Origin of the sequence: Microcella alkalica, assembly GCF_014595885.1 — a bacterium.
Taxonomy (GTDB): domain Bacteria; phylum Actinomycetota; class Actinomycetes; order Actinomycetales; family Microbacteriaceae; genus Microcella; species Microcella alkaliphila_B.
In genome coordinates this window covers 125,090-138,401 of sequence record NZ_JABUKC010000003.1, presented here as the reverse complement: position 1 = coordinate 138,401, position 13,312 = coordinate 125,090, and the positions used below count along the sequence as shown (strand labels likewise).

The 13,312-nt window shown below is 72.5% G+C and carries 11 protein-coding genes and 1 tRNA gene; 8 read left to right on the top strand and 4 right to left on the bottom strand.

The window, feature by feature from the left end; translation table 11 throughout:
- The first annotated feature begins 13 nt into the window (after window positions 1-13).
- On the top strand, window positions 14-733 hold the full coding sequence (locus ID804_RS08370; RefSeq protein WP_169079527.1) for a cupin domain-containing protein: 720 nt from the start codon (window positions 14-16) through the stop codon (window positions 731-733).
- Here ID804_RS08370 and ID804_RS08365 read toward each other — a convergent pair.
- Window positions 730-1,440, bottom strand: a complete 711-nt coding sequence (locus ID804_RS08365; RefSeq protein WP_317451231.1) for a GntR family transcriptional regulator — start codon at window positions 1,438-1,440, stop codon at window positions 730-732. The genes ID804_RS08370 and ID804_RS08365 overlap by 4 nt on opposite strands.
- Window positions 1,437-1,961: a VOC family protein gene (locus ID804_RS08360; protein ID WP_169079529.1), complete on the bottom strand. Its 525-nt coding sequence runs from the start codon at window positions 1,959-1,961 to the stop codon at window positions 1,437-1,439. Before ID804_RS08360 ends, ID804_RS08365 begins: the two co-directional genes overlap by 4 nt.
- 117 nt (window positions 1,962-2,078) lie before the next feature.
- Between ID804_RS08360 and ID804_RS08355 the strand changes: the two genes are divergently transcribed.
- Window positions 2,079-4,268, top strand: coding sequence for an alpha-ketoacid dehydrogenase subunit alpha/beta (locus ID804_RS08355; protein ID WP_169079531.1), 2,190 nt, complete (start codon window positions 2,079-2,081; stop codon window positions 4,266-4,268).
- The gene (locus tag ID804_RS08350) at window positions 4,268-5,629 is read left to right on the top strand and encodes a dihydrolipoamide acetyltransferase family protein (protein WP_169079533.1); all 1,362 of its coding nucleotides are present in this window, start codon (window positions 4,268-4,270) and stop codon (window positions 5,627-5,629) included. Before ID804_RS08355 ends, ID804_RS08350 begins: the two co-directional genes overlap by 1 nt.
- 13 nt (window positions 5,630-5,642) lie before the next feature.
- Here the strand turns inward: ID804_RS08350 and ID804_RS08345 are convergent, their stop codons facing one another.
- Both ID804_RS08345 and ID804_RS08340 read right to left on the bottom strand, forming a co-directional pair.
- Window positions 5,643-6,956 (bottom strand): DUF4032 domain-containing protein, encoded by a 1,314-nt coding sequence (locus ID804_RS08345; RefSeq protein ID WP_169079535.1) that lies wholly within the window; start codon window positions 6,954-6,956, stop codon window positions 5,643-5,645.
- A gap of 82 nt (window positions 6,957-7,038) precedes the next feature.
- The gene (locus ID804_RS08340) at window positions 7,039-8,139 is read right to left on the bottom strand and encodes an ABC transporter ATP-binding protein (RefSeq protein WP_169079537.1); all 1,101 of its coding nucleotides are present in this window, start codon (window positions 8,137-8,139) and stop codon (window positions 7,039-7,041) included.
- A 291-nt stretch (window positions 8,140-8,430) separates the two neighbouring features.
- Here ID804_RS08340 and ID804_RS08335 point away from each other — a divergent pair, with 291 nt between their 5' ends.
- The 5 genes from ID804_RS08335 (at window position 8,431) to dacB (ending at window position 13,306) form a co-directional block, all read left to right on the top strand.
- The gene (locus ID804_RS08335) at window positions 8,431-9,348 is read left to right on the top strand and encodes a DsbA family protein (RefSeq protein ID WP_169079539.1); all 918 of its coding nucleotides are present in this window, start codon (window positions 8,431-8,433) and stop codon (window positions 9,346-9,348) included.
- Window positions 9,349-9,388: 40 nt separating this feature from the next.
- Window positions 9,389-9,461: transfer RNA gene (locus tag ID804_RS08330), tRNA-Thr, on the top strand.
- Between the two features lie 159 nt (window positions 9,462-9,620).
- The gene (locus tag ID804_RS12325; protein WP_211161156.1) at window positions 9,621-10,676 is read left to right on the top strand and encodes a CAP domain-containing protein; all 1,056 of its coding nucleotides are present in this window, start codon (window positions 9,621-9,623) and stop codon (window positions 10,674-10,676) included.
- A 128-nt stretch (window positions 10,677-10,804) separates the two neighbouring features.
- Complete coding sequence (locus tag ID804_RS08320; RefSeq protein ID WP_169079541.1) at window positions 10,805-11,788, top strand: Gfo/Idh/MocA family protein; 984 nt, start codon at window positions 10,805-10,807, stop codon at window positions 11,786-11,788.
- A gap of 24 nt (window positions 11,789-11,812) precedes the next feature.
- Window positions 11,813-13,306: a D-alanyl-D-alanine carboxypeptidase/D-alanyl-D-alanine endopeptidase gene (dacB, locus tag ID804_RS08315; RefSeq protein WP_317451230.1), complete on the top strand. Its 1,494-nt coding sequence runs from the start codon at window positions 11,813-11,815 to the stop codon at window positions 13,304-13,306.
- Window positions 13,307-13,312 lie beyond the last annotated feature (6 nt).

The following is a 13,312-nucleotide window of genomic DNA, read 5'->3' as shown; positions in this document are numbered from 1 at the left end:
CCGGAGGGAAGCCATGCAGTTCGATGTCGGGTCGGAGCTCCGCCGCGTGCGCGAGGCCAAGAAGCTCAGCCTGCGTGCCGTCGCCTCCGCGGTCGGCGTGTCGGCGAGCCTGCTCTCGCAGGTCGAGACCGGCAAGACCCAGCCGTCGGTGAGCACCCTCTACGCCCTCGTCACGCACCTGGGCATTTCGCTCGACAGCCTCATGGGCGTCGCCAAGCCGGCGCTCTCGCTCGCGCCGCCAGCGCCGGGCGCTGCCGCGTCGGGCGACCGGCGCAGCGACGCGATCGTGCAGCGCCGCGAGGACGCCCCGGTCATCGAGATGGAGAACGGCGTGACTTGGGAGCGCCTGGCAGTGGGCGACTCGGCGGTGGCCGACCCGATCATCGTGACCTACGCGCCTGGTGCGAGCTCATCGGTCGAGGGCAAGATGATGCGCCACGCGGCGCTCGAGTACGGCGTCGTGCTCGAGGGCAGGCTCACCCTCAAGGTCGATTTCGAGACGTACAGTCTCGAGCCGGGCGACTCGTTCTGCTTCGACTCCGGTCGACCGCACCTGTACGTCAACGAGGGCGATGTGCCCGCTCGCGGCATCTGGTTCGTCATCGGTCGACGCGACATGGCCTACCAGTCGCTCGCCGATCTCGGGCACGACGAGCTCGATGACGCCCGCCCGCCAGCCTCTGCGGTCGAGGTGCTGCAGGCCATGAAGGCGATGAAGCCCGCCCGCTCCTAGCGCTCGTCGTCGCCCGCGAACACCTCGGGGTGCTGCGCGAGCAGGCGACGCGTGCGTCGGATGTGCCCCTCGATCACCCGCTCGGCGGTGTCGATGTCGCCGTCGCGCAGGGCGGTGACGAGCATGTGGTGCTCGTCGTGCACGATGCGCTGGCTGTGGGCGTCGATCATGAGCGTGTAGGCGCGGCGGTAGGGCTGCGTCGTGCTCCACAGCCGTCGCACGAGGTCGCCGAGCACGAGCGTCTCGGCCCCCGCGTAGGTGCCCCAGTGGAACTCGCGGTCGAGCCGCAGGAACTCCTCCACGTCGCTCGTCGCGGCCATGCGCTCGGCGAGCCCCTCGAGCCGGTCGAGGTCGGCGGGCGTCAGCTGCGGCGCCGAGTAGCGCAGCAGCAGCGGCTCGACGCGCTCGCGCGTCTGGTACACCTCGTCGCACTCGGCGAGGCTGAGGCGCGACACCCACGCGCCGGCGTTGGCGCGCAGGGTGATGATGCCGTCGGCCTCGAGCATCTTGAGCGCCTCCCGCACCGGCACGCGGCTGGCGCCGAACCGCTCGGCGATCTCCTCCTGCCGGATGCGGCTGCCGGGCGGGTACTCGCCGCGCACGATCGCCTCGCGCAGGGCATCCGCGACGCGCATGCTGGCGTTGCCGTCGCGCGTCGCCGGGGCGGGCGGCGACGCGGGCGACGAGGCGGCGGATGCTGCGCTCACGCTGCGGGATCCCGCGGGTCCCACAGCCGCACGCTCGAGCTCGCCTCGTAGGCCTTGCCGTTCGGGAAGCTCACGAGCTCGAGCTGCATGCCCCAGGGGCTGAGGAAGTACACCCAGCGCTGGCCCTCGCTCGCGTTGCGGCTCGCGGTCGGCTCGCCGAGCACGCGCACCCCCCGCTCGTGCAGGAAGGCGACGGCGGCGTCGAGGTCGTCGACGTAGAAGGCGAGGTGGTGGCCGCCGATGTCGCTGTTGCGCGGCTGGGGCGCCTGGCCGTCGGCGGGCTCCCACTGGAAGATCTCGAAGTTGGGGCCGTGCCCGCAGCGGAAGAACCGCAGCTCGCGCATGATGGAGCGCGGGTGCACGCCCAGGTGCTCGGCCATCCAGTCGTCGTCGCGCTCGAACGGGCCGAGCGAGTACACGCGCTCGCACCCGATGACGTCGACGAAGAACGCTTCCGCCTCGTCGAGGTCGGGCACGGTGAAGCCGATGTGCTCGGTGCCGCGCAGTCCGGGAAGCGCCATCGCTTCACCCCTTTCGTCGCTGGAACTGGATGCAACCGTACCCGCAAGCAGGGCATCCGTGAAGAGAATCGGGAAAAATCGCTTGCGATTGGATGCAATCGGGCGTACCGTGGCGCCATGCCCCAACGCCGACGTTTGGACACCACCGCCGAGTGGGTCGAGCTCACGACGACCGCTGCCGACTGGAGGAAGGCCGATCCGGCCCTCCTCGCCACGATGCTCGGCCAGCTGCACCTCATCCGCGCCTTCGAGGAGCGCGTGCTCGACCTCGCAGCCGAGGGCCTCGTGCACGGCCCCGCTCACTCGTCGATCGGGCAGGAGGGCGGCGCCGTCGGCTCGATCGTGAGCCTGCGCTCGAGCGACGCCGTTAACGGCTCGCACCGCGGCCACCACCAGTTCCTCGCGAAGGCGCTCGCGCACGTCGCGCAGAACGGCCTGCAGCTCGACGCGCTCGTGACCGCTGACATCCAGACGGTGCTGCAGAAGACGCTCGCGGAGATCCTCGGCCTCGCGCAGGGCTACTGCCGCGGCCGCGGCGGCTCGATGCACCTGCAGTGGTTCGAGGCCGGCGCGCTCGGCACCAACGCCATCGTCGGCGGCGGCGCCCCCATGGCCACCGGCAACGCCTGGGCCCAGAAGCAGGCCGGCACGACCGACCTCACGATCAACTACTTCGGCGACGGCGCCGCGCAGATCGGCTCGGTGCTCGAGTCGATGAACCTCGCCGCGGCGTGGAAGCTGCCCGTCTGCTTCTTCATCGAGAACAACCTCTACGCCGTCTCGACCCGCATCGAGGAGGCCGTCGCCGACACGCGCCTGTCGGTGCGCGGCCAGGGCTTCGGCATCCCCTCCTGGCGCGTCGACGGCATGGATCCGCTCGCCGTGCACCTCGCGATGGAGGAGGCCGCGGCGGTCATGCGCAGCGGCGGCGGCCCGACCATCATCGAGGCCGAGGTCTACCGCTTCTTCCACCAGAACGGCCCGTACCCGGGCAGCGCCTTCGGCTACCGCACGAAGGAGGAGGAAGAGGAGTGGAAGGGCCGCGACCCGCTCGACCGCGTCGCGCGCGAGATGATCAAGCGCGGCCTCATCGACGAGGCCGGCGTCGCGAGCGTGCGCGCCCAGTCCGTCGCGGCGATGGATGCGGCCACTGCTGAGCTGCTCGAGGCCGACCCCGACAAGCAGGGTCGCCGCCGCATCCGCCCCGAGCTCTGGCCCGACCCCGAGTTCGTCAACGTCGGCGTGCGCGGCGACGGCAGCGAGCTCGAGGGGATGCGCGTGCTCGAGCCCAGCGCCTCCGACGCCGCGCGCCGGCCGATGAAGTTCGTCGACGCCGTCGCCGAGGTGATGGGGCGCCGGATGGCCGAGGACGAGCGCATCGTGGTGCTCGGCGAGGACATCCACCGGCTCAAGGGCGGCACGAACGGCGCGACCAAGGGCCTCGCCGACGCGCACCCCGACCGCGTGCTCGGCACCCCGATCAGCGAGAACGCCTTCATGGGCCTCGGCGGCGGGCTCGCCCTCGACGGCCGCTACCGGCCCGTCGTCGAATTCATGTACCCCGACTTCATGTGGGTCGCCGCCGACCAGGTGTTCAACCAGGTGGGCAAGGCGCGGCACATGTTCGGCGGCGACAATCCGGTGCCGCTCGTGCTGCGCACGAAGGTCGCGATGGGCTCGGGCTACGGCTCGCAGCACCTCATGGACCCGGCCGGCGTCTTCGCCACGAGCCCCGGCTGGCGCATCGTCGCCCCGTCGACGGCCGCCGACTACGTCGGCCTCATGAACGCCGCGCTCGCCCTGCAGGATCCGGTGCTCGTCATCGAGCACGTCGACCTCTACGCCGAGAAGGACGAGGTCATCGCCGGCGACCTCGACTACATCATCCCGCCGGGCACCGCCGCGGTGCGCCGCGAGGGCAGCGAGATGACCGTCATCAGCTACCTCTCGATGGTCAAGCACTGCCTCGAGGCGATCGAGCAGACGGGGGCGGATGCTGAGCTCATCGACCTGCGCTGGCTCGACCGGGCCTCGCTCGACTGGGCGACCATCGAGGCGAGCGTGAAGAAGACCAACGCGGTGCTGATCGTCGAGCAGGGAGCCCAGGGCACCAGCTACGGCGGCTGGCTCGCCGACGAGATCCAGCGGCGCCTGTTCGACTGGCTCGATCAGCCCGTGCAGCGGGTGACGGGCGCCGAGTCGTCGCCGTCGATCTCGCGCATCCTCGAGCGGGCGGCGATCGCCCGCACCGAGGAAGTCGTCGCCGGCATCGAGACCGTGCGGCGCAACGCGGGAGGGGCGCGCTGATGTCCACCACCATCCGCATGCCCGAGGTGCTCGCGAACGTCACCGAGGCGGCCGTGCAGAAGTGGCTCGTCGCGCCCGGCGACGAGGTCGCCGTCGGTCAGCCGTTCGCCGAGATCGAGACCGAGAAGGCCGTCGTGGAGTTCGCCGCCGAGACGGCGGGCACCGTGCTCGAACTGCTCGTGGGGGAGGGCGACTCGATCGACGTCGGCGCCCCCATCGCCATCGTGGGTGAGGCGGGGGAGGTGGCACTTCCCGCAGACCCCGCAGCGGCTCCGGCCGCTGAGGGCTCCGGCGGGGTCGCTGCGGCGGCCCCGTCGGACCCGGAATCCGGCGCGCCCGTGCTCGAGGCGGCGGCACCGGTGGCGGATGCGGCCGCGGCCGCGCAGACCTCGGCCGGGCCCGTCGAGGCCACGACCGGCGCCGGCGGAGCATCCGCGCCCGGCGAGGGCTCGGGCCGTCGCTTCGTGAGCCCCCTCGTGCGGCGCCTCGCGCGCGAGCACGGCATCGACCTCTCGACCGTCACCGGCTCCGGCCCCGACGGGCGCATCGTGCGGCGCGACATCCAGGCGCTGCTCGACGGCTCGGCCCCCGCCGCGACCCCGGCGGTCGCCGCGACGCCCGCGCCCGCTGCCGACGCGCCCGCCGCGGCCGCCCCGGCGCGCCCCGCGCAGCCCGCCCCGGAGGGCGCCACCGTCGTGCCGCACAGCCGCATGCGCGCCACGATCGCCCGCCGGCTCACCGAGAGCAAGAGCTCGGTGCCGCACTTCTACCTCACCGCCGACTGCCGCGTCGACGCGCTGCTCGAGATGCGCGCGCAGCTCAACGCCGGCGGTCAGGTCAAGGTCAGCGTCAACGACCTCGTCGTGAAGGCAGTCGCCGGCGCGTTCGTCGACGTGCCCGAGGCGAACCGCACGTGGAGCGATGAGGGCATGGTCATCCACGACTCCGTCGACATCGGCATCGCCGTCTCGCTCGACGACGGTCTCGTCGTGCCGGTCGTGCGCGGGGTGGAGGGGCTCAGCGTCTCGGCACTCGGCGGCCGCATCGCTGAGCTCGCCGGCCGCGGGCGCGAGGGTCGCCTCAAGCTCGACGAGCTCGAGGGCGGCAGCTTCACCGTCTCGAACCTCGGCATGTTCGGCACGCAGAGCTTCTCGGCGATCATCAACCCGCCGCACGCGGGCATCCTCGCCGTCGGCGCCGCGTCGGCCAGGCCCGTCGTCGTCGACGGCGCGCTCGAGGTCGGGCAGGTCATGACCGTGACGCTCTCGGCCGACCACCGGGCGTGGGATGGCGCGCTCGCCGCGCGCTGGCTCGCCGCGTTCGTCGCCCGCATCGAGCACCCGCTGAGCATCCTCGCCTAGCGGGAGGCCCCGCTCACACCTTGTCGCGCCACGACCCGCGCGGGGCATCCTCGTCATCGACGACGTCGATCGCGTCGGTGTCGAGCGGCAGCGCGATCGACTCGGTCGGCGGGGCGATCATCGTCGCCTCGTCGCGACGGTGACGCAGCACGGTGTCGATGTACGAGCTCAGCGCCTCGGCGAGCGGGATCGCCCGAGCCTCGTTCTGCGACAGGAACCACCGGTGCTCCAGCAGCTGGTGGAACACCTCGGGCCCCTCGAGCTTGCCCTTGAGCTCGCGCGGGATCGCCCGCACGACCGGCTCGAAGACGCGCACGAGCCACTCGTGGGCGACCTGCTCCTCGTCGACCGAGCGGTCGGGGTAGGTCGCCGCGGCGTACGAGTCGAGGTCGTTGAGCAGGCGCCTGGCCTGGTTCTCGCCCGCGTCGATGCCGGTGAGGCGCAGCAGGCGGCGGGTGTGGTGGCCGGCGTCGACGACCTTGGGCTGGATGCGCACCTCGGTCGAGTCGCCGTCCGTCCTGATCGCGAGCTCCTCGATGTCGAAGCCGAGGTCGTTGAGCCGCTCGACGCGCTGCGTGATGCGCCAACGCTCGGAGCGGTCGAACGACTCCCAGCCGGTGAGCTCGGTCCAGAGGGTGCGGTACGACTCGATGATGCCGTTGCTGACCTCGATCGCGTCGATGTTCTCGTCGAGGCGCCCGCCGGCCTCCAGGTCGAGCAGCTCGCCGGCGATGTTGACGCGGCCGATCTCGAGGTCGTTCTCGCGCTGGCCGTTCGAGAGGCCGCCCTCGTAGAGCTGGCCCGTCTCGGCATCGACGAGGTACGCCGCGAAGGCGCCGGCGTCGCGGCGGAAGAGCGTGTTCGACAGTGAGACGTCGCCCCAGAAGAAGCCCGCGATGTGCAGGCGCACGAGCAGCACGGCGAGCGCGTCGACGAGGCGCGTGGCGGTCTCGGGCCGCAGCGTCTGCGAGTAGAGGGCCCGGTAGGGCAGCGAGAAGCGAAGGTGCCGGGTGACGAGCACCGGCAGCAGCGGCGTGCCGTCGTCGTCGACGCGGCCGGTGATGACGGCGACCGGCTCGACGCAGGGGATCTCCAGGCGCTGCAGCGTACGCAGCATCTCGTACTCGCGGCGCGCCATCTCCTCCGTCGTCTCCTTGATGGCGACGACGGCGCCGCTGAGGTGCACGAAGCGCACCAGGTGGCGCGAGATGCCCTTCGGCAGCGAGGCGATCGTGTCGTCCGGCCAGCTGTCGAGCGGCAGGTGCCACGGCAGGTCGAGCAGGCCGGGGTCGACGACGGCCGAGGTGATGCTGAGCGAGGCGCTCATGGGCTGATCCTTCCCGAGAACGCCGCGAGGGCGGGTGCGTCCGGCGACGCGACCCGCCCTCGGGCGTGCAGTGCTGCTGCGGTCAGTGCGTGATCGGCGCGCGGTTGAGGCGCTGGCCGCTCGCCGTGTCGAAGACGTGCACGTGCTTCGGCTCGGGCGTGACCACGACGGTCTCGCCGGCGTTGGGGTGCACGCGGCCGTCGACGCGGGCGACGACGTCGACGCGCTGGCCGTTGACCTCGGTGTGGCCGTAGAGGTAGCCGTCGGCGCCGAGCTCCTCGACGACGTCGACCTCGACGGTGAGGCCCTGCGTGCCGGCGGCGCCGACGATGAGGTCCTCCGGGCGCACGCCGACGGTGACGACCTGCTCGCTCGCGCCGGCGAGGGTCTCGCGGTCGACCGCGGCGACGCCGGAGCCGAACGAGACGCCGCCGTCGACGACGTTGGCGGGGAAGAGGTTCATCGCGGGCGAGCCGATGAAGCCGGCGACGAAGACGTTGTTCGGCGTCTCGTACAGCTCGCGCGGCGTGCCGACCTGCTGCAGGATGCCGTCCTTCAGCACCGCGATGCGGTCGCCCATGGTGAGGGCCTCGGTCTGGTCGTGCGTGACGTAGACCGTCGTGACGCCGAGGCGCCGCTGCAGCGAGGCGATCTGGGTGCGGGTCTGCACGCGGAGCTTCGCGTCGAGGTTCGACAGCGGCTCGTCCATGAGGAACACCTGCGGCTGGCGCACGATCGCGCGACCCATGGCGACGCGCTGACGCTGGCCGCCCGAGAGGGCCTTGGGCTTGCGGTCGAGGTAGGGCTCGAGGTCGAGCAGCTTCGCGGCCTCGAGCACGCGGGTGGCGCGCTCCTCCTTGCCGACGCCGGCGATCTTGAGCGCGAAGCCCATGTTCTCGGCGACGGTCATGTGCGGGTAGAGCGCGTAGTTCTGGAACACCATCGCGATGTCGCGATCCTTCGGCGGCACGTCGGTGACGTCGCGGTCGCCGATGAGGATGCGACCGTCGTTGACCTCCTCGAGGCCCGCGAGCATGCGCAGGGTGGTGGACTTGCCGCAGCCGGAGGGGCCGACGAGCACGAGGAACTCGCCGTCCGCGATCTGCAGATCGATCGCGTCGACCGCGGGAACGGTCGAGCCCGGGTACAGACGAGTGGCCTTGTCGAATGTGACGGATGCCATGCTGATGCTTCTCCTTCACCGGCAGGTACGTGCCGGACGATCCGTTGTGAATGGATGAGTGACCGTGAGTCACGGTGAGCGACGCTGGTCACCGCTCGTCAGTATGCCACTGCTTCGGCCGATCGCCGCATCGGGGGATGCCCGTCGGCCGTCGGCGACGCCGTTGACGGTGCTGAGGCATCCTCTTCGACTGGCCGCACCCCGTCGCCCGCCGTACTATCCTTCGGGGCGCCCTGCGCCCGCCGACCCGAGTGCGCGCGAGCCGTGCGCGCCCCGTGACGAAGAGGAACCATGAGCGACAGCGGAACCGCCCGCGCGAAGCAGTCGAAGGACGCGCGTCGCGCCGACGCCCGCGAGAAGGCTCGCCAGCTCCGCGCCGAGCACAAGAAGAAGGAGCGCCGCAACCGGTGGCTGCTCCAGGGCGGCATCGGCCTGGGCCTCATCGCCCTCATCACGACGGTCATCCTCGTCATCACGACGGGCGCCCCGAACCCCGTCGGCGGCCCGCGCAACATGGCCAGCGACGGCATCAAGATCACCGAGGGCCTCACGGCGGTGCAGACGCCGGGCCTCGCTCCCGACGCCGAGCCGGTGCCGAGCGAGCCAAACGAGCCCGGCGTGGTCGCCATCACGATCTGGATCGACTACCTCTGCCCCGTGTGCGGCGAGTTCGAGGCCGAGAACGGCGAGCTCATCCGCACGCTCGTCGAGTCGGGCGCCGCGACGGTCGAGTACCACCCCATCGCGATCCTCACGAGCCTGTCGGCGGGCACCCAGTACTCGCTGCGGGCCGCGAACGCCGCCGCCTGCGTCGCCAACTACAACCCCGACGCCTACTTCGACTTCAACGAGGCGCTCTTCGTCGACCAGCCGGAGGAGGGGACGGAGGGCCTGACCGACGACGAGCTGCTGCAGCGGGCGCGCGACGCCGGCGCCACCTCGACCTCGCTCGAGCGCTGCATCGACGACGGCCGCTTCTACGACTGGGTCAAGGCGGCCACCACGCGCGCCGGCAACGGCCCGCTGCCGGTCGAGGGCACCGAGGTCGAGAGCGTGCGCGGCACGCCGACCGTGCTCGTCAACGGCGAGCTCTACACGCCCTCCTACCCCTTCGACTCGACCGAGTTCTCGCAGTTCGTGCTGGGCGCCGCGGGCGACGAGTTCGCCGAGTCGCCCTCGCCCTCGCCCTCCCCTTCCGCGACGCCCTAGGGCCCCGTCGGGCGCCACAGTAGTCTGAGGTGCCGCCGCTGCCCCGTTAGCTCAGCTGGTAGAGCAGCTGTCTTGTAAACAGCAGGTCGCAGGTTCGAATCCTGTACGGGGCTCTTCTCCGCCCCCAGTCCTGGGGTGATCCGTTCGGTTTCCGACCATCGCCCCTTGGCGTTTCGGCACTCGAGTCGTACGGTGAGAACACGCAGCCGGGGGGCTGCGCCGGACGGCCGGGGGGCCGTCCGATTCGACGATGGTTTCGGGGGGAACCTGTCATGCTGCGGTCTGTTCTCGTAGGTTCTGCGCTCGCCACGAGCGCCATCCTGCTCGCTCCCGTGATCGGGGGCAGCGTCGCCGTCGACGACGTGCTCAGTGCGCGCACCGTCTCCGACGGCGTCTCGGCCATCACGATCGTCGACGAGTCGCCGAGCGACTCGACAGCGTTCGTCGAGATGCGCCAGCGCGCCACGTCGTCGAGCTCGACGGGCTCGTCGAGCGACGACGACACCGACTCGAGCGCGAGCGACAGCCCGGCCCCGAGCGAGAGCGGCGACGCCGGCTCCGGCTCGACCGAGGCGGGCGGCGCGAGCACGGGCGGCGCGAGCACGGGCGGCTCGAGCTCGGGCGGCGCGAGCACGGGCGGCTCGAACGGCACGGGTTCCGGCAGCGCCGGCGGCTCGACCGGCGGCACCTCGGGCGGCTCCACCGGTGGCACGTCGTCCGCCTCCGGCGGCACGACCGCTCCGAGCCAGCCGAAGCCCTCTGGCCCCGCTCCGGCGCCGGCGCCCACGACGTCGGCTCCGAGCCCGACGCCGACGCCCACGCCGACCAAGCCTGCCTGCGCCGGCATGCCCGGCGGCTCCACCCCGGGCGCCCCGAGCCGCACCTCTGCTGGCGGCGTTGCGGGCACGACCTCGGCCGACCTCGCCTCCTTCGCGCAGCGCTTCAACGAGATCCGCGTGGCGAACTGCCTGCCGCCGGTGCCGTTCTCGAACATCCGCTACGACTCCTGCATGGAGGACCGCCTGTTCTGGATGGCGGAGGACCCCTCCACCGACCCGATGAGCGCCTGGGGCCACATGGGCAGCGTGCGCAGCGACGGCGTGCCGAGCGTCGGCTGCGACGGCAACCTCGCCGGCGGCTCGAACAACTCCGGCGCTACGGTCGCCCAGAAGTGGTGGGATTCCTCCGGCCACCGCGCCTCGCTCTACAAGCCGACCTACACCGGCAGCACCGCGGGCGTCTGCATCCTCTTCGCGATGACGCACGGCGGCGTGCCGAACGAGCCCTACAGCTTCACCCGCGCCGCCGCGCGCTGGGTGAACTGCTAGGCGCACCAGACCCCCCGTGCGGCCCTCGGGCCGCAACCGCTGAACCGCAGCGCTGACGAGCGGGCTCGCCACTAGGCTGAGCCCGCTCGTTGGGGTTCCGGATCCCCACGGCGGAGAGGGGCTCGACGATGGCACGACCCGGCTGGGGCATCCTCGCCCCCGGAGGCATCGCGCACGCCTTCGCGCGCGACATCATCGCCGAGGGCTTCACGGTGGCCGCGGTCGGGTCGCGGCGCCTGGAGTCGGCGCGGGCCTTCGCGGCCGAGCACGGCATCCCCGCCGCCCACGGCTCGTACGAGCAGCTCGTCGCCGACCCGAGCGTCGACATCGTCTACGTCGCGAGCCCGCACTCCCACCACGCCGAGCACGCCCTGCTCGCGATCGAGGCCGGCAAGCACGTGCTCGTCGAGAAGGCCTTCACTCTCACCCAGGCGCAGGCGCAGCGGGTCGCCGACGCGGCGGCGGCGCGCGGGGTCGTCGTCATGGAGGCGATGTGGTCGCGGTTCCTGCCGCACATGACGCGCATCCGCGAGCTCGTGCGCGGCGGCGCGCTCGGCGAGGTGCGCACGGTCATCGCCGACCACACGCAGTCGCTGCCGCTCGACCCGCAGCACCGGCTGCAGAACCCCGAGCTCGGCGGCGGCGCGCTCCTCGATCTCGGCATCTACCCGGTGTCGTTCGCGGTCGACGTGCTCGGGCTGCCGATCGGCGTCCAGGCCCACGCGGCGCTCACGCCGACGGGCGTCGACCGGCAGACGGCGATGATCCTCGAGCACGAGGGCGGGCGCCAGGCGGTGCTGCACTGCGCGCTCGACACCGCGGGCCCGACCCGGGCATCCGTCATCGGCACCGAGGGGTTCATCGACGTCGACGGCGCCTTCTACGGCGCGACCACGGCGACCCTGCGCGCCCCCGACGGCTCGGTGCGCGAGCGGATCGCGCCCGAGGTGCGCCAGCGCGGCATGCAGTTCCAGGCCGCCGAGCTCGAGGCGCGCGTCGCGGGTGCCGCGCCGACGACGCTGCCGATCGAGGAGTCGGTGGCGATCATGGGCGTGCTCGACGAGGTGCGGCGCCAGGTTGGCGTGCGGTACCCGGCCGACGACGAGGCCTGAGCGCCCCGCGCGTATCATGGCCGGGTGACAGGCCCGGATGCTCGCGACGCGCTCCCCGACGCGGCGCCGCCGAGCGGCGCGGGTCGCCCCGCTCGGGCCGCCCGTCACCCGCGCGCGCTCCTGATCGCGGCGGTCTCGACGGTCTCCGTCCTCCTCGGAGGCGCCGCGCTCGCGTCCGGCGCCGCGGTCGGCGCCGCGCGTGCGCCGCAGGCCGCCGAGTCGTCGCCGACGGCCTCGAGCGCTTCGCCGTCGCCGAGCCCCGAGCCGTCGCGTGCGCAGCCCACGCTCGCGGTCGAGCCGAGCCGCCTGCGCACGTGCTCGGTCGCGTCGTTCGCCGCCGACGGCCGCCTGGGCGACTTCGTCGGCGCGGTCGTCAACGCCTCGACGGGCGAGCTGCTGTTCGACCGAGCGGCGACGACGCCGGCGCGGCACGGCAGCGTGCTGAAGGTGCTCACGGCGGCGGCCGCGCTGCGGGTGCTCGGCCCGGGCTATCAGCTGTCGACGCGCGTGGTCGCGGGCCCCGAGCCGGGTCAGGTGGTGCTCGTCGGCGGCGGCGACGCCACGCTGAGCGCGCTGGCCCCCGGCCAGGAGAGCGTCTACCGCGGCGCCCCGAAGCTCGCCGATCTGGCGGCGCAGACGGTGGCCGCCTACGCCGCCGCGAACCCCGACGCCCCGGCGATCACGCAGGTGCTCGTTGATGCGAGCTACTGGAACCCCGCCGACAAGTGGGATTCCAGCTGGGCGCGCAGCGAGCAGACGATCGGCTACCACTCCGAGGTGACGGCCCTGCAGGTCGACGGCGATCGGCAGAACCCGGCACTCGACACGAGCCCGCGCTCGACCGATCCGGTCACGCGCGCCGGTGAGGCCTTCGCCCTCGCGCTCGACGCCGCGGGCAACCCGGGCGGGCGACCGGTGGTCGCGCCGGGTGCGGCGAGCGGCGGCGCCGAGCTCGCGCTCGTGCGCTCGCAGCCGGTGAGTGTGCTCATCGAGAAGATGCTCATGAACTCCGACAACACGCTCGCCGAGATGCTCGCGCGCGTCGTGTCGAAAGAGTCGGGCTTCGACGGCTCGGCCGCCTCGCTCACCCAGGCCTTCGCGGCGGCGCTGCAGCCGTACGGCGTGCCCCTCGACCCCGGCATGGTCATCCGCGATGGTTCGGGGCTCAGCCACCTCAACGCGGTCTCGCCGCAGTACTACGCCCAGCTCATGACGAAGGTCGCGGCGGGCGCCGAGAACCTGCCGGTGCTCTCGGCCGGCCTGCCGGTGGCGGGCCGCTCCGGTTCGCTCGCGAGCCGCTTCGCGGGGCCGGCGGCGGATGCGCGGGGCGCGGTCGCGGCGAAGACCGGCTGGATCGACACCGCCTACTCGCTCTCGGGCATCGTGCGCGCGGCCGACGGCTCGACCCTGACCTTCGCCTTCTCGGCGATCGGCAACGTCGACGGCTCGGCCCGCGCGGCCCTCGACCAGCTCACGGCCGCGGTGTACCGCTGCGGCGACAACCTCGCCAACGGCTGACGCCGC